General features: G+C 36.6%; 20 protein-coding genes and 1 riboswitch. Of the genes, 8 read left to right on the plus strand and 12 right to left on the minus strand.

From position 1 onward, the window contains the following. Positions 1–93 precede the first annotated feature (93 nt). Genes O0955_RS08020 through thiS form a run of 7 tightly spaced genes read right to left on the minus strand, consistent with a single transcriptional unit; the run spans position 94 to position 5,997 of the window. Positions 94–807 (minus strand): HesA/MoeB/ThiF family protein, encoded by a 714-nt coding sequence (locus O0955_RS08020; RefSeq protein ID WP_269427022.1) that lies wholly within the window; start codon positions 805–807, stop codon positions 94–96. Continuing rightward, complete coding sequence (gene thiH, locus O0955_RS08025; RefSeq protein WP_269427023.1) at positions 808–1,914, minus strand: 2-iminoacetate synthase ThiH; 1,107 nt, start codon at positions 1,912–1,914, stop codon at positions 808–810. It abuts the gene before it with no gap. Continuing rightward, a complete protein-coding gene (locus tag O0955_RS08030) occupies positions 1,904–2,674 on the minus strand; it encodes a thiazole synthase (RefSeq protein ID WP_269427231.1) in 771 nt (256 codons plus the stop codon). Before O0955_RS08030 ends, thiH begins: the two co-directional genes overlap by 11 nt. Continuing rightward, a complete protein-coding gene (locus tag O0955_RS08035; RefSeq protein WP_269427024.1) occupies positions 2,655–3,308 on the minus strand; it encodes a thiamine phosphate synthase in 654 nt (217 codons plus the stop codon). The genes O0955_RS08030 and O0955_RS08035 overlap by 20 nt, the downstream gene beginning before the upstream one ends. Next, positions 3,299–3,904, minus strand: coding sequence for a thiamine phosphate synthase (locus O0955_RS08040; protein ID WP_269427025.1), 606 nt, complete (start codon positions 3,902–3,904; stop codon positions 3,299–3,301). Before O0955_RS08040 ends, O0955_RS08035 begins: the two co-directional genes overlap by 10 nt. A gap of 3 nt (positions 3,905–3,907) precedes the next feature. Further along, positions 3,908–5,743 (minus strand): phosphomethylpyrimidine synthase ThiC, encoded by a 1,836-nt coding sequence (thiC, locus tag O0955_RS08045; RefSeq protein ID WP_269427026.1) that lies wholly within the window; start codon positions 5,741–5,743, stop codon positions 3,908–3,910. A gap of 50 nt (positions 5,744–5,793) precedes the next feature. After that, positions 5,794–5,997 (minus strand): sulfur carrier protein ThiS, encoded by a 204-nt coding sequence (gene thiS / locus O0955_RS08050; RefSeq protein WP_269427027.1) that lies wholly within the window; start codon positions 5,995–5,997, stop codon positions 5,794–5,796. Between the two features lie 51 nt (positions 5,998–6,048). Beyond that, a riboswitch (TPP riboswitch) is annotated at positions 6,049–6,139 on the minus strand. A 267-nt stretch (positions 6,140–6,406) separates the two neighbouring features. On the opposite strand from thiS, the gene O0955_RS08055 reads away from it, so the two are divergent. Next, positions 6,407–7,678 carry a nucleoside recognition domain-containing protein gene (locus O0955_RS08055; RefSeq protein ID WP_269427028.1) on the plus strand — a complete coding sequence of 424 codons (1,272 nt, stop codon included), beginning with the start codon at positions 6,407–6,409 and terminating at the stop codon, positions 7,676–7,678. 105 nt (positions 7,679–7,783) lie between these two features. Here O0955_RS08055 and O0955_RS08060 read toward each other — a convergent pair whose 3' ends face one another. The 5 genes from O0955_RS08060 to O0955_RS08080 form a co-directional block, all read right to left on the minus strand. Continuing rightward, entirely contained in the window at positions 7,784–9,211 is a 1,428-nt protein-coding gene (locus tag O0955_RS08060; RefSeq protein WP_269427029.1) for a SusD/RagB family nutrient-binding outer membrane lipoprotein, read from the minus strand. A 10-nt stretch (positions 9,212–9,221) separates the two neighbouring features. After that, positions 9,222–12,407 (minus strand): SusC/RagA family TonB-linked outer membrane protein, encoded by a 3,186-nt coding sequence (locus O0955_RS08065; protein ID WP_269427030.1) that lies wholly within the window; start codon positions 12,405–12,407, stop codon positions 9,222–9,224. A 189-nt stretch (positions 12,408–12,596) separates the two neighbouring features. Further along, positions 12,597–12,839 (minus strand): hypothetical protein, encoded by a 243-nt coding sequence (locus O0955_RS08070; RefSeq protein WP_269427031.1) that lies wholly within the window; start codon positions 12,837–12,839, stop codon positions 12,597–12,599. 100 nt (positions 12,840–12,939) lie between these two features. Further along, positions 12,940–13,380: a PaaI family thioesterase gene (locus tag O0955_RS08075; RefSeq protein WP_269427032.1), complete on the minus strand. Its 441-nt coding sequence runs from the start codon at positions 13,378–13,380 to the stop codon at positions 12,940–12,942. Positions 13,381–13,438: 58 nt separating this feature from the next. Then, a complete protein-coding gene (locus O0955_RS08080; RefSeq protein WP_269427033.1) occupies positions 13,439–15,895 on the minus strand; it encodes a TonB-dependent receptor in 2,457 nt (818 codons plus the stop codon). A gap of 256 nt (positions 15,896–16,151) precedes the next feature. Between O0955_RS08080 and O0955_RS08085 the strand changes: the two genes are divergently transcribed. From O0955_RS08085 to O0955_RS08115, 7 genes are all read left to right on the plus strand, one after another. Further along, positions 16,152–16,544, plus strand: coding sequence for a MerC domain-containing protein (locus O0955_RS08085; RefSeq protein ID WP_269427034.1), 393 nt, complete (start codon positions 16,152–16,154; stop codon positions 16,542–16,544). Positions 16,545–16,786: 242 nt separating this feature from the next. After that, positions 16,787–17,413, plus strand: a complete 627-nt coding sequence (locus O0955_RS08090) for an ABC transporter ATP-binding protein (protein ID WP_269427035.1) — start codon at positions 16,787–16,789, stop codon at positions 17,411–17,413. Next, positions 17,413–18,615 (plus strand): ABC transporter permease, encoded by a 1,203-nt coding sequence (locus O0955_RS08095; protein ID WP_269427036.1) that lies wholly within the window; start codon positions 17,413–17,415, stop codon positions 18,613–18,615. Before O0955_RS08090 ends, O0955_RS08095 begins: the two co-directional genes overlap by 1 nt. Before the next feature lie 4 nt (positions 18,616–18,619). After that, on the plus strand, positions 18,620–19,054 hold the full coding sequence (locus O0955_RS08100) for a hypothetical protein (protein WP_269427037.1): 435 nt from the start codon (positions 18,620–18,622) through the stop codon (positions 19,052–19,054). Then, a complete protein-coding gene (locus tag O0955_RS08105) occupies positions 19,055–19,504 on the plus strand; it encodes a hypothetical protein (RefSeq protein WP_269427038.1) in 450 nt (149 codons plus the stop codon). It begins immediately after the preceding gene. Positions 19,505–19,523: 19 nt separating this feature from the next. Further along, positions 19,524–19,964: a Fur family transcriptional regulator gene (locus O0955_RS08110; RefSeq protein ID WP_269427039.1), complete on the plus strand. Its 441-nt coding sequence runs from the start codon at positions 19,524–19,526 to the stop codon at positions 19,962–19,964. 90 nt (positions 19,965–20,054) lie between these two features. Beyond that, positions 20,055–20,711, plus strand: a complete 657-nt coding sequence (locus O0955_RS08115) for an NAD(P)H-binding protein (RefSeq protein ID WP_269427040.1) — start codon at positions 20,055–20,057, stop codon at positions 20,709–20,711. The last annotated feature ends 190 nt before the right edge of the window (positions 20,712–20,901 follow it).

A 20,901-nucleotide genomic window follows, 5' to 3' on the forward strand; every position in this document is an offset into this window, starting at 1 on the left:
AGATAATTTAATACATTTTGTTATTCTGAGCGTAGCAAAGAATCTTCAAGCTATAAAACCTAGCACAGTTTTACCTGTGACCACAATTTTAACTTAAAAATTCAATTTTAAAATATCAAAGTTCTTAAAATCAAATATCATCAACCCTTTTTGTTCATAAGTTCCTAAAACAATTTGTAAAGCAACATTAGCCATATACAAACCCAACAAACCCGGAACAACACCCACTACGCCATTTAAACTACAGGAAGGTGCTTCATCAGGATGGGGGGCATCAGGATAAATATCTCTTAAATTTTTACCGTTTTTATAATTAAATACGGCCAGCTGCGCTTCGTAATTCAAAATACTGCCATAAACCAGAGGTTTATTAAGTGCCATGCAAACATCATTAACGAGGTACCTTGTTGCAAAATTATCAGATCCATCTATAACCAAATCAAACTGATCAATAATTTGCTCCGCATTGGTTTCATCCAGTTTTGTTTCGTAAGCAATACAATTTACATGAGGATTGGACGCCTTAACCCGACCTGCGGCAATCTGTACTTTTGCCTGACCAATATCATCCGTTCCATATAATATTTGCCTGTGCAGGTTATGTATTTCAATTTTATCAAAATCAATAATACCTAAAGCACCTATCCCGGAAGCGGCCAGGTATTGAATTACCGGGCAACCTAATCCACCGGCACCAATAACCAGGATTTTTGCCGTTTTAAATTTAAACTGACCGTCCACACAAATATCTTCGAGCATAAAATGACGACTGTACCTTAACAGTTCATCTTTTGTAAACTTTTCCATTTAAAATGCTTTATCCCAGTCTTTCCAAACTGCTGTATATCCTTTTTCATTAATCATCTTTTCAAATTCGCCAGGGCTTCTTTCATCACTTATTTCAAATTGAGCCAATGATTGTTCATCAGCACAATACCCCCCAGGATTGGTTTTAGATCCCGCACTCATAGTTGTCGAGCCCAGCGTGATTAAATTATTTCTAAAGGTTTCTGTTTCACGGGTTGAGATTGAAATTTCAACTTCTTCATTAAATAACCTGTAAGCGCAAATCAGCTGTACCAATTCTTTATCCTGAATAGGATAATTAGAAATATCAACACCTTCGGCCGGACGAATCCGTGGGAAAGCAACAGAATATTTAGTTTGCCAATAGTTTTTTTGCAGGTATTCTAAATGTAAGGCGCAAAAGAAAGAATCCGTCCGCCAGTCCTCAAGACCTAATAAAACGCCCAAGCCTATTTTATGCATACTTGCTTTACCAATCCGGTCTGGTGTATCTAAGCGGTAGTAAAAGTTAGATTTTTTGCCTTTCGGATGATAATCTTTATATTTTTCTTTATGATAAGTTTCCTGATAAACCAGTACTGCATTTACACCCGCCTGCTGTAAAATTTCATATTCAGCTTCATCAAGAGGTTGTACTTCAATGGATACATTAGAAAAATGTGGTTTAATCACCTTCAATGCGTCTAAAAAATAATCAAGATGTACGGTATGGTTAGCTTCTCCGGTTACCAGCAAAACATGGTCAAACCCCAATTTTTTAATAACATTAATTTCCTGCAGAATCTCAGCGCCGGACAAGGTTTTTCTTTTAATGCCATGCTCCATACTAAAGCCACAATAAGTACAAATATTATTGCATTCGTTGCTTAAATACATTGGAGCAAACATTTGTATGGTTTTACCAAACCGTTTTTGGGTAATTTGATGACTAAGCTGTGCCATTTGTTCCAGATAAGGTTGCGCAGCGGGCGAAATTAAAGCTTTAAAATCTTCCAGGTTTCGCTTAGATTTTATTAAAGCAATTTCAACATCATCTTTAGTTTTATTCAGAATTGATGCTTTAACCTCATCCCAGTTAAACTGATCAAATAAATCTTTAAAATTCATCTTCCAAAAATTGAGTTAACGGGCTTGTTGCCCTACCAAACTTTATTTTCTCTCCTAACTTACTCTCATAAGCCATTCTTCCTGCTTGTACGGCCAGTTTAAAGGCGGTAGCCATTGCAACAGGGTTACCTGCAATTGCAATCGCTGTATTTACCAATACTGCATCTGCTCCTAATTCCATTGCTAAGGCCGCATCTGATGGTGCTCCAATACCTGCATCAATAATTACAGGAACCTTACTTTGTTCTATAATAATTTCAAGAAAATCAATTGTTTTTAAACCTTTATTGCTGCCAATTGGTGATCCTAAGGGCATAACTGCAGCTGTACCTGCATCTTCCAGTCTTTTACATAAAACCGGATCTGCATGGATATAAGGCAATATCACAAAACCCAGTTTTGCAAGTTCTTCTGTAGCTTTAAGGGTTTCAATTGGGTCAGGCATTAAATACCTGGGGTCCGGATGAATTTCGAGTTTAACCCAATTGGTCTCTAAAGCTTCTCTGGCAAGCTGAGCGGCAAACACGGCTTCTTTCGCATTACGAACCCCCGAAGTATTGGGTAGCAAGTCAACAGCAGGATGTTGCAAATGCAGAAGCAAATCGTCTGTTTCTTTTTCTAAATCCACACGTTTTAATGCTACAGTAACCAACTCAGATGCTGATGCTAAAACTGCTTCTTCCATTTGTTTTGCAGAACCAAACTTTCCGGTTCCCAAAAATAATCTTGAAGAGAAAGATTTATCGGCTATTGTTAACATTTTCATATAGGATTGTATTAAATTCTTTAATTAATTGTTGTTTGTTCGGATGTTGCGTAATCATGCCAGAAACGGCTATACCATAAATTCCAATTTCCATAAGTCTTAAAACATCTTCCTGTGTTACTCCGCCGATTGCATATAGAGGAACATTAAAAGAGTTCTTTTTAAGTTCGCGGGCAATTGTTTCATAACCCTTAAAACCCAAAACCGGACTAAGTTTAACTTTAGTTGGAGTAAAACGAAGCGGTCCCAAACCGATGTAATTGCAACCTTCAAAAATTCTTTGCTGTACATCGCTTAAAGTATTTGCAGTACCCCCAATTATTTTATCCGGCCCAAGTATATTTCTGGCCAGTTTAACATCAAGATCCTGTAAACCCAAATGCACACCATCTGCATGAACCATTTTAGCCACTTCAACATGGTCATTAATGATTAAAATAGCGCCATACCTTGAACAAAGTGGTTTTACCAGTGTTGCTAAATCTAAAACCTGCCTTGAACCGGCATTTTTAAACCTTAACTGAATCCATTTACATCCGGCATCCAGTGCCGAAATAATATTTTTCAGTTGGATGGCCGGGGTGTCACCCTGAGAGATGAATTGTAGTTTATGATAACCTAAATCCATAAATCTTGTATTTCTTTAAATTTTATTCTGGATTGAACCGGGTTACTCCAGATGGCACCAAGAACAGCCAGTCCATCAAAATCCAGTTTTTTAATCTCCAATACTTTATGTTTATCTATGCCTCCAAGCGCAATTAAATCTGTTTGCAAATTGAGATGTGTATTACTTTTACGCGGCAAACGCAATTCGGATTTAGCCGGATAATTCTTTTTAGAGATTGAATTAAACACCGGACCAATAAAACAATAACTAAACGGATTGCCTAAGCTACAATAAGCTTCAGGTTCGTGAATGGAGGTTGATAATATAAATCCTTCATTTACATACTGATCTAATAATGCAACATCTGTTTCTTTTCTTAATCGCTCTGTAAAATGTAAGCGTTTGATTCCAAATTCATTAGCCAGCTGATGCTGTTGATGCAGTGCAATTTTAGGATAATGCTCCTGATTTATTTTTTTCAGTAAGGCCTCTACTCCTGCTTCATCATAATCGGGTTTACGCAAATGGAAAAGCGGTAAGCCTGCATCAAACAAACCGTTAATGTATTGTGCTTCTTCCTCAATTTGAACCGGACTGGATATTACAATCAGCATGTTTTACAAATAGATTTCACTTCCCTTTTCAGTAAAAAGATTAGATTGTTCCAGCATTCCCTGTTCTGCCATATCCCTTATTTCCTGGGTAATTTTCATTGAACAAAACTTAGGTCCGCACATTGAGCAGAAATGTGCAATTTTAGCGCCGTCGGCTGGTAAAGTTTCATCATGAAATTCGCGTGCCGTGTCCGGATCCAAAGCAAGATTAAACTGATCTTCCCATCGAAACTCAAATCTGGCTTTACTTAAAGCATTATCACGGTATTGTGCCCCAGGATGCCCTTTAGCTAAATCTGCCGCATGAGCTGCAATTTTATACGTAATTACTCCATCCTTTACATCTTTTTTATTGGGTAAGCCTAAATGTTCTTTCGGCGTTACATAACAAAGCATAGCCGTACCGTACCAGCCAATCATAGCCGCACCAATTGCAGAAGTAATGTGGTCGTAACCTGGAGCAATATCTGTTGTAAGTGGCCCTAAAGTATAAAATGGAGCTTCTGCACAATATTCCAGCTGCTTTTCCATGTTCTCTTTAATCAAGTGCATCGGAATATGCCCCGGCCCCTCATTCATCACCTGCACATCATGTTTCCAGGCAATCCGGTTAAGTTCACCCTGTGTTTTCAATTCTGAAAATTGGGCTTCATCATTGGCATCAGCAATACAGCCCGGACGTAAACCGTCGCCAAGCGAAAATGAAACATCATACTGTTTCATAATCTGGCAAAGTTCATCGAAATGGGTGTAAAGAAAATTCTCTTTATGATGTGCCAGACACCATTTAGCCATGATTGATCCGCCACGGGAAACAATACCTGTTAAACGTTTGGCCGTTAACGGAATATAACGCAACAACACACCCGCATGAATGGTAAAATAATCTACCCCTTGCTCGGCCTGCTCAATAATGGTATCCTTAAAAATCTCCCAGGTTAAATCTTCGGCCTTACCATTTACTTTTTCCAGTGCCTGGTAAATAGGAACCGTACCAATAGGAACCGGCGAATTACGGATTACCCATTCTCTTGTTTCGTGAATATTTTTACCTGTAGATAAGTCCATGATGTTATCTGCACCCCAACGACAGGCCCAAACGGCTTTTTCCACTTCTTCATCAATAGAAGAGCTTATGGCCGAATTACCAATATTTGCATTGATTTTGACTAAGAAATTCCGGCCTATAATCATCGGCTCTAATTCCGGATGATTAATATTTGCAGGAATTATGGCTCTTCCCATTGCTACTTCATTACGTACAAACTCTGGAGTGATAAAGTTTTTAGGTGTATTTGCCCCAAAACTATGCCCCGGATGCTGATGGTTTATAATTGAATTTAAGCCTGATTCAGTATTACGCTGATTTTCTCTAATGGCAATATATTCCATTTCAGGCGTAATAATGCCCCGTTTAGCATAATGTAACTGGGTAACTGTTTTACCCGTTTTAGCACGTAAAGGATTTTTAACATGCTCGAAACGAAGATGATCCAATTGTTGATCTTCCTTTCTTTCTTTTCCGTAAGCCGACGAAACTGCATTTAACTGATCTACATCGTTACGATCTAAAACCCATTGTTCACGCAAACGGGGCAAGCCTTTTTTAATGTCGGTTTTTATGTTTTCATCAGTGTAAGGCCCACTGGTATCATAAAGTGTTACCGCAGCATTTTGTTCCGTTCCACCATTGCTAAGTTTTGTATCGGAAAGCGACACTTCCCGCATGGCAACTTTAACTTCAGGGAATAATGTTCCGTTTACATAAATTTTCTTTGAGCCAGAAAAGGGTGTGCAGGAAATAATATCCTGCTGAGGGATGCTTTCGTTCTTTTTCATACTGATTATGTTTAATTAGTGGCGTAAAGGATTGACTATTTTCAGGATGATTATCCGCCCTGCGTGGCCGTAATTACTAAAACCTGATCGTTTGGATGCAAAGCATGTGTAGCCCAGCGTTTTTTAGGTACAATGGTTTGATTGATGGCTACAGCAATTCCATTTTGCCTTTCGCCAAGTTTTTCCTTTAATAAACTTTGAAGAGAAGTTTGCGCCTCAATTGACTGTTTTTGCTTGTTAAATGTAATTTCCATTCCTTATAAAAATTAAATATAACTTTAGGAATGGGCGCAAAAACGCACATAGAAGTATGTTCTACTTTTCCCTTCGGCAGCATTATCCGCATCAGGTTCATAGGGTGTAATCTCAGCCGTAATGGCACCCCTAAAGTTGATTACAAACATATATAAAATTTCAGCTTACATTTTAAATTAATTAAGCATTAAAAAATAACTAATTGTTAAACAGATAAATAAAACGATCACATGATTTTTAAGATTAACCTAAAATCAACATTTTTTTAGTTATAAATCGTTGTTGAAATCAAAAACAGGTTGTCATTTTCATGAAATACATTCAAATTTCTTGTTAAAATTAAGCACGCATTTTTTATTTTAAAATGGTATTTTGCACATTCAAAATCAATATAACTAAACAAACCTAATGGCATTAAGTAGAATTTGGTCTGCATTTATTATTATAGCAATTGTAGTTGCCAGCATTAAATGTTTTTTCTTTGGGCAAAGCGATATTTTTAACTGGATGGTGATTGGCAAAGCCGATGATGCGGCTAATCCGTTAAAATTAGATGGCATCATTCAAACCTGCTGGGTTTCTGTAGAATTATGCTTTAAGCTGGTGGGTATATTAGCTCTGTTTATGGGTTTAATGAGTATTGCGGAAAAAGCTGGTGGCATTCGTTTATTGTCCAGAATTGTTGGACCGTTTTTTTCAAAGCTTTTTCCTGATATACCAAAGGGGCACCCCTCTATGGGGCACATGATTATGAACTTTTCTGCCAATTTATTGGGGTTAGATAATGCGGCTACTCCTTTTGGCTTAAAAGCGATGGAAAGTTTACAGGAATTAAATCCAAGTAAAGATACGGCTTCCAATGCGCAGATTATGTTTCTTTGTTTACACGCCGCAGGCTTAAACCTGATCCCGGTAAGTGTAATTGCTATTCGTGCCTCGCAAAATGCATCAAATCCTACTGATATCTTTATTCCTTGTTTAATCGTGACTTTTGTGGGCACCATTGCGGCTATGCTTATTGTTTCTTTTAAGCAAAAAATAAATTTATTACAACCGGTTGTAATTGGATGGATATTAGGTCTTTCGGTAATTATTGCCGCCTTAGTTCTTTACATCGTTTCTTTAAATGCCGATGGCATAAAATCATTCTCGGGTATATTGAGCAATGGCTTAATTTTACTGGTTTTTCTTTTAATTGTTATTGGTGCGCTTTATAAAAAAATTGACGTTTTTGATGCTTTTATAGAAGGTGCTAAAAATGGTTTTGATACCGCAATAAAAATCATTCCTTATCTAGTTGGAATGCTGGTTGCCATTAGTATGCTACGCACCAGTGGTACTTTTGATGTGGTTATTAGCGGAATAAAAAGCTTTTTCGCTTATTTAGGAGCAGATACCAGATTTGTAGAAGGTTTGCCAACAGCATTAATCAGACCTTTGAGCGGAGGTGCGGCCAGAGGAATGATGGTAAGTACAATGGAAACTTATGGAGCAGATTCTTTCGCAAGCCGTTTGTCAGGAATATTTCAGGGTGCTTCTGATACCACTTTTTATGTGATTGCAGTTTATTTTGGCTCAGTGAGTGTTAAAAACACGAGATATGCTATAGGCGCTATGTTATTAGCAGATTTAGTTGGGGTATGTACTGCAATTGGATTATGTTATTTATTTTTTGGATAACGATTAAAGTCAAATTCTTATTCTCCTATTGACAAATCATAAAAAAATCCCAGTTCGTTTATGAACTGGGATTTTTTGTTTAAAATTTTAAGTACTCAAATCCAATTAAGGCTTATCCCACCATACTCTCGTATTTAAATCGTCAGCACCCGGAAGATATGGAAAAGCTGCAACTGCCGCATTATAATTGGCCGAATTTAAAGAGCGTTCTTGTGTAGGATAACCTTCTCTCCTTGGTATTTGAGCACCATTATTATTTGGTGCAGGGCTAAGAAAATTAGGAAAACCTGTTCTCCTCCACTCCGCCCAACCTTCATAACCATGCAGAAACAAATGAATCCAGCGTTGGTTACCAATTTTTTTGAATCCATTGGCCGCATCATAAGCAACATCAGCATTCGCCATATATGCCGCTAAGCCTGTTACATCGTTATTCTTCCATTGACGGATAGAATACTCAATTGCTTTGTCGTAATTGGTTTTAGCTACAGCGTCTCCGCCACCTATCCAGGTAAGTTTTGCGGCTTCGGCCATTGCAAATAGCGATTGCGCATAGGTAACTAACGCAACAGGAGAATTTTGCAAACGTAAATTACTGCCTAAAAGCGAGTAATTATTAATTACAACTGTAACCGATCCGGGTAAACCATAATCCAGGCCAACATAATTGCCTGCCGTATTTTTATTTGCATAAACAGATAAACGAGGATCGTTTAACGGTTGCATATAATCTACAACAGGTTTACTTACCGCAAACCAATTCCGGCCTAAAACAGTGAAAGAATTGTACCAGTAATTTTCATTTGTTGCATTAGATAAATGCTGAAAAGTCAGATTATCAGCATTATCCGTCATCATTCCATTAGCAACCGCTTTATTAAATTCTGCCGAACCTTTTACAGGATCTACTTTAGAAAGCCTTAGCGCCATTAATGCATGAATTGTATTTCCTAATCTTTTCCATTTGTTAACGTCACCATTATAAATAATATCATTTTTTATTGTGCCAGATACAATTGCTGCGTTGGCTTCATCCAATAAAGTGAACAAGTTATTATAAATGGCTTGCTGTTTATCGTATTTTGGGGTAAAACTTCCATTTCCTTTTAATGCCTCACTGTATGGGATGTCGCCCCACCTGTCGGTCATGTGCCAAAAGAAATACGCTTTCAAAATTTTAGCCACAGCAATTTGATTCACCACAGCACCTTCATTTGCATCCAAGGTTGTGCTGTTAATCACGGTCTCTAAGTTTATTAAAGGTCCGTAATATAAGGAGGCAAAGTTAAAGTTAATTGTTACGTACCTGCTGTTATCTGTAAATGAGGTATTGGATAAATATTGAGGATAATGTACACCATATGGGGATGAACTTAATCCGGGTAAAAATAATTCAGCATTTGCGATCAGTTGTGTACCCGCTTTTGTTGGATTATTTGGATCTACTGTTACTGAATCGTCAAACTTCTTACAGCCACTTAATACTAATAGTACTAAAGAAGCCATATATATTTTTTTATGTGTAATTTTCATATGCTTAAAATTAAAAGGTTAGGCTTAAGTTAACACCAAAAGATCTTACAGTTTGTAATTCTCCTTTTTCTATCCAACTGATATCGGCGCTGCCTGAAGAAAGTTCAGAAGGATCTAATCCTTTAGGAGCTTTTTGCCAGATCATTACCGGGTTGCGGGCAATTACAGCAAATTTTGCAGCTTTAAAAGGTGTTTTCGCTAATATTTTTCCTTCAAATGTATAGCCCAGGCTTACTTCACGTAATTTGATATAAGATGCAGAATAAATCCATTCATCGTAAATCCGTGTACCCAGGTTAGTTCTGTAATAAGTTCTGGCATCTACATAAGCGGTTACTTCCTGACCTGTAGCCTGTGATATACCATTGATTTTAACACCACCGCCACTGGCTAATGGATCACGAACATTAAAGCCTTTATCATTTATTGCGGCTGTTTCTGCGGCCTGACCAGACTTAGCAGAAAGCATTTTTGACCAGCTGAAAAACTGACCTCCTTTTTGAAAATCAATCATTGCTGCAAGCGTAAAGTTTCCAATTTTAAAGGTATTTTGTAAACCGCCCGTAAATTGTGGTAATACACTACCAAAATCTTTTGCAGTGTCAAATAAAGGCATATAGTCTGTTCCTAATAAAACCTTACCTGTAGCTGCGTCAATTTTATATCCTGGACCTATTAAATTACCAAACGACTGTCCTTCCGTAGAATTTAAATAAATATTCTGACTGGAATAATTGGCCACATCATTTTGTAAAACAGGAATACCCGGATATAATTCTATGATTTTATTTTTATTGCGGGCAAAATTAAATGTTGCATCCCATGTAAATAATTTCGATTGAATTGGACGGCCTGTTAAAGACAGTTCAACTCCCTTATTTTCAATTAAACCAGCATTTATTACATATTTATCATAACCACTTGCGCCAGAAACTGATAAATCTAAAATCTGATCTTTATTTCTTTGCGAATAATAAGTCACTTCTGCTCCAATTCTGTTTTTTAAGAATTTTAAGTCTAAACCAATCTCAAAAGAGTTTGCGAAAGAAGGTTTTATAAATGGGTTTTTAAGTTTATCAGGAACGAGTATGGTATTAATTGCCCCTGTACTGGCATTATAACTGCTGCCAGCTCCAAAAGTATTAACAGTTTGATAAACCTTCAAATCAGATCCTGCAACTGCAAAACTTGCTCTTAATTTACCAAAAGACAATGCTTTCCACTTTGTAAGTTCGCTAAATAAAAAGCTACCCGAAACAGATGGATACCAATACGAATTATTATTTTCGGGCAAAGCTGAAGAAACATCATTACGAATAGAAGCGTCCAGGAAGTAAATATCTTTATATCCAAACGATCCCATTGCATAAATACTTTTAATTTGTTTTTTTCTAATTTCAGAAACACTTACCGGCCTGTCTACAGAAGCTGCAGCCGAATACCAACCCGGGCTAGATAATCCACCTACAGTAGCCTGATACTGACCTGAGTAATCAAGCGTATATAAATTGGCACCTACATTTATGTTTACAGAAAGATCATTAAAGTTTTTATTGTACTGTCCAAGAAATTCATAGTTATTTTCGGTGTTTTGATATTTACCAACCTGGTATCCATCAACCAAGCGCCCACCTAATCCTTCTTTATGCGTAATGCTTTGCGTATACATATCAGAGCGTACAAAACCACTCACTTTTAGCTCAGGTAAAATCTGATAGGAAGCATTAACATCACCAAATAAACGATCACGTTTATCATTATTTAAAGACTCATAAGCATCAAAAAAAGGATTGTTCCAATCACTCGGCCTGTTGTTGGTAATAATTCCGGTAGTTGTATTTGGATTTACATTCCAGTTTAAAATTGTTCCGTCAGCATATTTATAGTCTCTTAAACGATTAATATCAAGATTGCGCTGAAACCATTGTGATGCCCCTGTAAATGATCCCTGATAACCTTGGGTTGGTCGTTGGCCACTATTATTTGCATAATTTACATTGGCACCAACGGTAAGTTTTTTGGTTACATCAAGCGAAGCACTTAAATTTAAGTTATTCCTCTTTAACCAGGTATTTGGGTAAGTACCATTAATATAAGCATTGGTATAACCCATTCTGTAATTCATATTTTCGTTACCACCCGTTAATGAAACACCATTATTTAAATTATAGCCTGTTTCGTAAAAATCTTTAATATTATCAGGTTGAGGTACAAAAGGGGTTAATTGCCCAAACTGTGGATCTTGTGGATAAAAGCTATAATACATTCTAACGGGTGTGCCATCCATAACCGGGCCCCAGCTTTCATCATTCCCATTAATATATTTTTGCCCATTGGTTAGTGTTAAAAAGGTTTGGTTATTACCTACGCCATAAATATTTTGCAGAGGAAGAAAATTCCCAACCTTTTCAATTGAGAAAGCAGAATTTACACTTACACTTACATTTTTAGGGCCTTTAGCTCCTTTTTTTGTAGTAATTAAAATTACACCGTATTGCCCCCTGATGCCATATAATGCAGAAGCTGCCGGACCTTTTAACACATTAACACTTTCAATGTCTTCAGGATTAATATCCTGCGAAACATTCCCGTAATCTACACCATTTGCGTTTCCACTAAAATTATCCTGACTGGTTGGTGTACCGTCTATTACCATTAAAGGCTGTCCGCTTCCATCTATTGCGTTTACACCCCTGATTTTAATTTTCTGGGTACCTCCCATGCTTGCACCTGAAGATCCGGTTACCTGCACACCTGCAACTTTACCAGCCAGAGAACCAATTACGTTTTGCTCTTTGGTAAGGGTCAGGTTATCTCCATTTACCTGCTGTGTAGCGTAACCAATTGATTTTTGTGATCGCTTTATACCAAGTGCGGTAACCACAACTTCTGACAAATTTTCTGCGTCAGAAATTAATTGAACATTAATTTCTGTACGACTGCCGACAGCTGCCTCCTGACTGGCAAATCCAATGGATTTAAAAACCAATACACCGGTATTTGAAGGTATTGTAATACTGTACGTACCATCTCCATTTGTAGAGGTACCTGTAGTGGTGCCCTTTAGCAGCACGCTTACTCCGGGAAGTCCAACCTTGTTGTCGTCGGTAACCTTGCCTTTAATGGTAGTTTGGGCATAGGAAACTATATAACAGGTCAAAATCCCTAATAAAATTAGTAAAGATTTTCTGTTCATAATGATTTGATTTAGTTCCGGTATTGTTAAGTTCCTGTTAAAATACAAACTTTTAACCAAATCAATATTCAATAAAAAACCAGCTCTGTTAAGGAGGAACCTAAAAAACAATTAAAAAACTGCATGATGTTGCATAAACCCGCAAACCAAACAGAATGTTACCTATGCAACAATATTGCTACAAGCAGGTTAAGAACTTTGTTCTGGAAGGGAAATTCTATTGATAATTTCATAAATGGCATCACGTTCTATGGCAACGTTTTTTGAAGCATACCATTGTGATGATTTATTATCAAGCCAGATACAGAAAGAATGATAGCCATCCAATACAACCGCATACGTTTCGTGGAAGTCGTCCTGAATTCTCATGCAAAATCCTTTAAAGGTTTTGCCTCTAACAATAAATTGAAGGGTAGAATAGTTGGTTAACATGGCTCATACGGTTTTAAGTAAATCTACAACAATATCTTTATGAGAATGTTTTGTCAATTTAAAGGAATTAATAAATAATTCTACAATTGTAAATATTGGCTTAACCTATGTTTAACATATTGGAGTAGCCTTTTGCTATTAAACGTTTTTTTGAAGGTAAAAATATCTCGCACTGTAAATTTAATATGGTTTTACCTCGTTTTACAATAGCCGTTTCAGCAACAATTTCATCGCCTTCACTGGCTGGGGCAAAGTAATCAATATAATTGTTTACCGTTGTAAAACGATCATTCAATCCCATTGTATAAACTGTTGCGCCAATTAAATCATCAATAATGCCTGCCGTTACTCCCCCATGTAAAATGCCATAAGGATTTGTCATTTCTTTACGGATGGTGTAGCGGCAAACCAATATACCATTTTCAGCTTTAACCATTACCGGAGCCAGCCAGTTCATAAAATTTGATGGCGACGAAGTAATCACTGTACCAATTGATTGTCTTAAAATATTTAAACGCTGTTCGCTTACCGATTCTTCCATAAGGTAAATATAATAAAACAGAAGAGCTTTAAGTATTATAGATATTTTCTGTTTCCTTCTAAAATGGAACAATTACTTTAAAACTTATATTACGCCCCATATTGTAAATCCCTGAATGGCCATTTGGAGCAGATGCATAATATTCGAAATATTTTAGGCGGTTCAAATTTGACTGATAAGCCTTATTCAATATATTATCACACTGAATAAAAATATCAAACAAAGTTTTACCTGATTTATCCTGAACGGCAGAACCAATGCCTGCATTTAATAAAGTATAACCACCAGTAAAGGTTTCGGTATTATCCAAAGCATAAAAACGGTTTTGATCAGCAAAAATGGCGGCATCTACTTTTACATAAGGTTTATTAAATATGCCAATGTTAGATTGGGCGGTAGCTTTAAGTTCTGTTCTGATTTGCAAAGGTGGAATAAAAGGTAAATACCTGGCGGATTTTCCATGTTTTGCCAACAGGGTTTCATTCTTATTCAGGCCAACTACATAAGCCAAACTATTATTAAAGGTTAGCCATTTTAGATTTACAGGATGCAAATTAATGCTCATTTCAGCTCCATACAAGCGGGCTTTTGATTGCTGATACTGATAAGTAAGGTTTCCGGGTACAATAACAACAGGATTTCCACTGGCATCGGTTAAACGTGATTGATAAATATAATTCTGAATGTTGTTGTTAAACAGCTCCAAACTAATATCCACATCTTTCAGGTATGCAATAATGCCAATATCTTCCTGCAGGTTAAACTCAGGTTTAAAAGCCCTGTTTCCTAAATACACAATGTGTGCACCGGGATCTAAACCATTAGAACCAATTTCAGTAATGTTAGGCGCCCGGTAACCTCTGGCAATATTGGCTTTAATTAATAGTTTTTGAGAAATATTATAGGTTAAACCCACACTACCTGAAAAGCCGTAATAATTTTTGCTGAATGAAGGGAATTGCAGGTTAGCACCCGGTGTACCAGCGTTTACCTTTTTACCGAAATTGGTTTCGGGGTTATTCCCTACATAAAAATCTTTCCATTTCATATTCCGCCTGTCCATCCGGACACCTCCGGAAACATCTACCTTTCCGAAGGTCTTTTTTGCAAAATAAAATACGCCAGCATCAAATAAATTATAATCAGGAATTGGGAAATCCGTTGCATTTTTACTTCTGTTGCCCTGATACATTCCGTTAATACCAATGGTACTTTCAATACCTGAAAAGTCAGGAAGATTATATTTCAAATCGTAATTTAAAGTATTTAACACCACATATAATCCTGCCTGTTTGGCTAAAGTGGGGTGATTAAACTCACGCCTTATACTCTGTTGCCCGCCAATAAGTAAATTTAAATCACTGTTTCCAAATTTAAACTGACTGGCATTGTACAACCTGATGTGTTGAATATGCTGATGAAGCGGATTAATTTTATACGTATTTAATTCATCCTCCGGCACAATTGGTCTGTTTTTAATGTTATCACCATCGTCCAAAACCTGCCGGGTAAATTTACGACTGAGTGAATCCCGGCTTCCATCCGGAATTTCCATTAAATTATCGTAATAGGTAGCTGATGTTTTAGAAAAACCCCATTTCTTATCTACCCTTGCACTTGCTGATAAATTATATTCCCTAAAGGCCGTTCCATAAACCAATCCATCTATTTTATTATAGTAACTGTGCGCTGTTTTGCCTGTTGCACGAAAGCTATATTTCCAGTCATTTTTTACATAACCCAACCCAACCGAAGAACCAATCATACCATTATTAGTTTGATAATTCATGGTCACATCACCCTTTAGCTCACCATTTTCAAAATCTGGACTAAAAGGAATCATATTAATTACACCAGCCAAAGCGTCAGATCCGTAGGTTAAACTTGCAGGACCTTTAACCACTTCTGCCCTGCTAATGCCATACTCATCAACTTCAATACCATGCTCATCGCCCCACTGTTGTCCTTCCTGCCTCAATCCATCATATAGTGTTAAAACCCGGTTATAACCCAAACCCCGAATAAAAGGTTTAGAAACATTTGGCCCTGTTGTAACGGCTGTTACGCCTGGAACTCCCTTTACAATGGCTTCAATTAAGTTGGTGCTTACATTTTGATCCATTGTTTTTTTAGAAAGTACAGCTATAGGAACCGGACTTTTGCGCAATTGCGTAGCCCTGTTAACGCCAGTTATCACCACATCATCCAGGTTAGATTCTGTTTCTTTAAGTTCTATTTCCAAGATCAAAATATCAGCCTTGACTTCTGCTTTTTGTTTCTGAAACAGATATCCAACACCCGAAACAGATACCTCATAACGTCCGTAAGGAACATTTTCAATTTGATAATAACCAAATACATCTGTTTTTACAGATCTGTTAATACCTGATATTTTAACCGTTATGTTTTCTGCAGGAGCATTTTTTGATTTAACGAAACCTTTAATTAATCCCATTTGAGCAGATGCGCTAAAAAAAATTAAAGAGAACGATAATGAGACAATAAGGGATTTCATGTTTTAAATATTTATCTAAATTTATTTTTAGACAAATCTAAATTTATTTTTAAACTTATCAAATATTAATTACTAATGTTTAAAAACTGCTGCTCAAAAAGGTTATCAAAACAGATCTCCACTTCCTAAAAACTCACTTAATCACTGGCTGCAGTTTTTTATCACACAAATGCAATTAAGTTGCAAATATATTATTCATTTCTTTTTAATGCAATATAATTGCATTTATATTTGTTGCATTAAAACTTTAACTTTTATGAAATCATCAAGAATTACTTTTACGCTCGACAAATTGGGTATTACGGCGTCAACGGCCTGCGCTGTACATTGTGCTTTACTCCCCTTTTTACTTACACTACTTCCTTTGTGGGGTTTGGATTTTTTAGCAAATCCGGCTGTGGAAATCACAATGATCGGTATTTCTTTATGCTTAGGCATTTGGTCGTTAAGCCGGTCATACCGAAATCATCATCACAAAATTTTGCCCGTCATCCTCTTAACAGCTGGTTTTATCTTTATTGGTTTTGGTCATTTTTCGGGTATTAGATTTTTAGAACCTGTATTAATTCCATTGGGAGGGTTTACCATTGCTCTGGCTCATTTTATAAACTTAAAATTTACCAGATCATGCCCTCATCAGCACAATTAAGTTTCATTTAAAACCCTAATTGTATCATTCGTAACACAACATTGTTGCAATTAATAAAGATTATATATTTGTATTATGCAGAGAAAAATTAAACTGCTGTTTATTTCAGTTTTGATACTTATTTCCATGATGAATCCAGCCTGTAAGCACGGCACAAATGATGGAATAGAAATTTACAGGCATTATGCCATTAAAAACATTGCAGTACAACCTGCTATAAAAGTTAAACAATCAAAAAATTTATGATTAAAGTAGAATCTCTTAATCATCGCTACAACAACGGACCAATCCTACATTTCCCGGATTGGACCATTGGAGACAATGAACAATGGCTATTGCTTGGCTCATCTGGCAGTGGAAAAAGCACGCTTTTAAACTGCATTTCGGGTTTATTAAAACCTACACAGGGCAACATCGTTTTAAATGGAACAGATTTGTACAGCCTTTCAAGCAAAGCGATGGACCGTTTTAGGGGACAGCATATTGGCATTGTTTTTCAAAAGCCGCATTTGATTCAAAGTCTTAATATTTCAGAAAATATCGAGATCGCCTGTTCTTTTGCAGGTTTACCGGTAATTAAAAGTAAAATCTTTTCACTTTTGGAATCGCTGGGGCTTGATGGAAAAGCGAAAAAATATCCAAGCGAACTTAGCCAGGGCCAGCTGCAGCGTGTATCAGTGGCCAGGGCATTGATTAACCACCCAACGCTATTAATTGCAGATGAGCCTACTTCGAGTCTGGATGATAAAAATGCGGAGAACGTAATGGACATGCTGATTACGCAAGCCAAAGAAAATAGTGCTTCGCTGGTGATTGCGACACATGATACAAGAATAAGAAATCGGGTAGAAAGGGAATATTTACTATAATGAACATTTTTAAGATAAGCACAAAAAACCTACTCAGAAATAAGCTCACGACCTTTTTAAATGTTATTCTGGTTGCTTTTGGCGTTGGAATATTATCGATCCTTTTTCTGGCCTCTACCCAAATTGGCAATAAATTAGAAAGCAATTCGAAAGATATAGATTTAGTGGTTGGTGCAAAAGGAAGTCCGTTACAATTGATTCTGAGCAGCATTTACCACATTGATTTTCCCACTGGAAATATTCCGGCTAAAGATGCTTATGAGTTGATGCAAAACCCAATGGTTAAACGAGCCGTTCCATTGGCTTTGGGTGATAATTACAATGGTTTCCGGATTGCCGGTACCGATTCTTCTTTTGTTGGTTTATATGGTTTAAAACTGGCTTCCGGAAGTTTTTGGAACAAAGATCTGGAAGTCACCATTGGCAGCAGTGTGGCCAGAGAATCGAAATTAAAAATTGGAGATACCTTTTTTGGCGCTCATGGTTTAAATGATTCAAGCGACGAACATAAGCAACATGCTTATATCGTTAAAGGTATTCTCGTACCGCAAGGTAATGTAACCGATAATTTGGTATTGACGAATATTGGCAGCGTGTATAAAATGCATGAACCTTCAGGTGAAGAAGAACATCATGAAGCACCCGAAAGCAAAGAAATCAGCAATAAAGAAATTACCTCTATCCTGATCCAGTACCGATCGCCAATGTCTGTGGTACTATTTCCGCGGATGGTTAATCAAAGTACCAATATGCAGGCAGCCTCTCCTGCTATGGAAAGTGCCCGGTTATTTTCGTTAATTGGGGTTGGAATTGATACCCTAAAATGGTTTGCCATTTTAATTATGGCCATTTCTGCCCTGAGTGTTTTCATTAGTTTATACAACTCTATGAAAGAAAAGAAATACGACTTAGCGGTTATGCGTTGTCTGGGCGGTTCAAAAGTAAAAATTTTCTTCCTGGTTATGCTGGAAGGTTTACTAATTACCTTTGCAGGTGCCATTCTTGGTTTAATTATCGGACATACAGCATTACAAATTATTGGCTTATACCAGGAATCATCGCAAGCCCGGCTAACAGGTATTTATTTTGTTGGCGAAGAAATTTATTTATTGATTGCAGGACTATGCATCGGTATTGTTGCGGCCATTATTCCGGCTTTACAAACCTACCGGGTAGATATTGCTAAAACCTTATCCAAATAGTTTGATGAAGAAGCTCGTTTTTATAGCCTTATTGTTTATTCAGTTTAACCTCAGTGCGCAGGTTAAAGTACATAAGGATTTACGCACCACCAACTGGAATTTAATTGGCTTGCGGTACGACAAGCAGGTTGAAAAGCTTAAATGGGTAAGTGTTTTTCCAAATGAGTTAATGGCTTTAAACAATAAAGTAATTGAATTACCGGGTTATATTTATCCAACAAAGGCCGGAATGAAATTCAGCGAGTTTATGTTGTCTATTGTGCCTATTGAGTCTTGTCCGTTTTGTGGTACTGGCGATATTCCTTCAATGATTGAAGTTAAAATGACAAACCCGATTCCTTTTACAGATAAACCTATAAAAATCAGAGGAAAATTTATAATCAATACAACCGGAGATAACCGTTCAGACTTTTTCTTACTGGATGCAAAACAAATTTAAATGAAAAATTTAACCTCACTTTTATTGCTTTTTGTAAGTTTGAATGCTTTTCCGCAACAAAAAAAGCATCATGCTGCCGATCAGATCAAATCTTTAAACTGGGATGTAATTGGTACGGTTAAATTTGAACTGACGGATAAAAATGAATTGCTGCCCATTTATGGCGAAACGATAAAAAGGTTTAATAACAGTGAATTTGATTTAAAGGGCTATTTAATTCCAGTTAAAAATACGGCGAAGCATGCTAAATTTTTGCTGGCTACTTTGCCCATTAATCAATGTTATTTTTGTGGGCAAAACGGTATTCCAATTATGATTATGGTCGAAATGAACCAGCCGATAGAATTTACAGATAAGCCCATCAGGGTTAAAGGCACTTTGAAACTGGCCAATACCAATGCAACCTACGCTCCACCGGTTTCGATTACCAAAGCAACTTTAATTATTTAACTGTTAATGATTCAGCTTTATGGAAAATATTAAAATACAGAAATACGAAGATCTTTTATTAAAAAATGGTTTAAAAAGAACTGGTGCCCGTTTACAGGTACTCGATGTTTTATCAAACCGAAATTCGGCCACATCTCAGCCTTACCTTGAAAACATAATTGGTAAAGCGATAGACCGTGTGACCTTGTACCGCATTTTAAAAACTTTTGAAGAAAAAGGCATTATCCACCGCATACTCGATAACCAGGGTACGGCAAATTATGCCATTTGTTCCAATTCGTGTACAGCACACAACCACCATGATGAACATGTACATTTCAATTGCAACAACTGTTTGAAGGTGTATTGTTTAGCCGAAACAAAAATTCCACCCTTGAAAATGCCTGCCGGGTTTGAGGTGTATAGTATGAATTTAATTGTTTCAGGCATCTGTAAAGATTGCAAACAACATACTAATTAAGATTAACTGTAATTTGTAATTTTTGTTATTGTTAAAGCCATTATAAAATAATTTTCCTTAAGATTGGGACCGGTCAAAAGAGAAATTTAAATGAAAAAAGCAATAATTTTTGGTGCAAGTGGTTTTATAGGTTCTTATTTACTGAATGACTTGCTGAACGATGTAAATTATGAACAGGTTACAATTGTAGTTCGCAAAGATTTAAAAATAAGTCATCCAAAATTAAAAACCTTAGTTGGCGACTACCATTCTCTACCCGATTTAAAAGAAAACATTATTGGCGAAGAAGTTTATATTGCCATTGGGACAACTAAAAAAAATGTTCCGGATGAAGCGCTATATTATCAAATTGACCATGATTATCCCGTTTTAGCCGCTAAAATTGCCAGAGAAAATGGTGCAAAATCTGTTTTTGTGGTTACCGCTGTTGGCGCAAATGCCAGTTCAAATATCTTTTACATTAAAACCAAAGGGGAGATTGAACGCGACATAATTGCCCTTAATTTTGACCATACCCATATCTTCCGCCCCTCCATGCTGATGGGAAACCGAAATGAAAACCGTCCGCTGGAAAAAGTCTTTATAAAAATATGGTCGGTGCTTAATCCTATTCTTATAGGCAAGGTCCTAAAAAAGTATCGTGGTATAGATGGCCGGAATGTAGCTAAAGCTATGATCAATAGCTCAAACAATCAATCAGAAAAAGTAAGAATTTATCAATGGCAGGAAATGAATGATCTGTTATAAGTGATAGCACTTATCTGATTTTAACAGAACTATATAAAAGTAAAAAAGTCTTTAGCATAAATGCTAAAGACTTTTTGTACCGATCAGCAGAAATACTTTGAACATTTAAATCGCTTTTTATTGCTTATTGAGCCTATAATAGAGGATTTGGAAAGGAAAAATTTCATTTAAATTTAAAGGATTTTTAAGT

The sequence above is a fragment of the Pedobacter punctiformis genome, assembly GCF_027213715.1.
GTDB lineage: Bacteria > Bacteroidota > Bacteroidia > Sphingobacteriales > Sphingobacteriaceae > Pedobacter > Pedobacter punctiformis.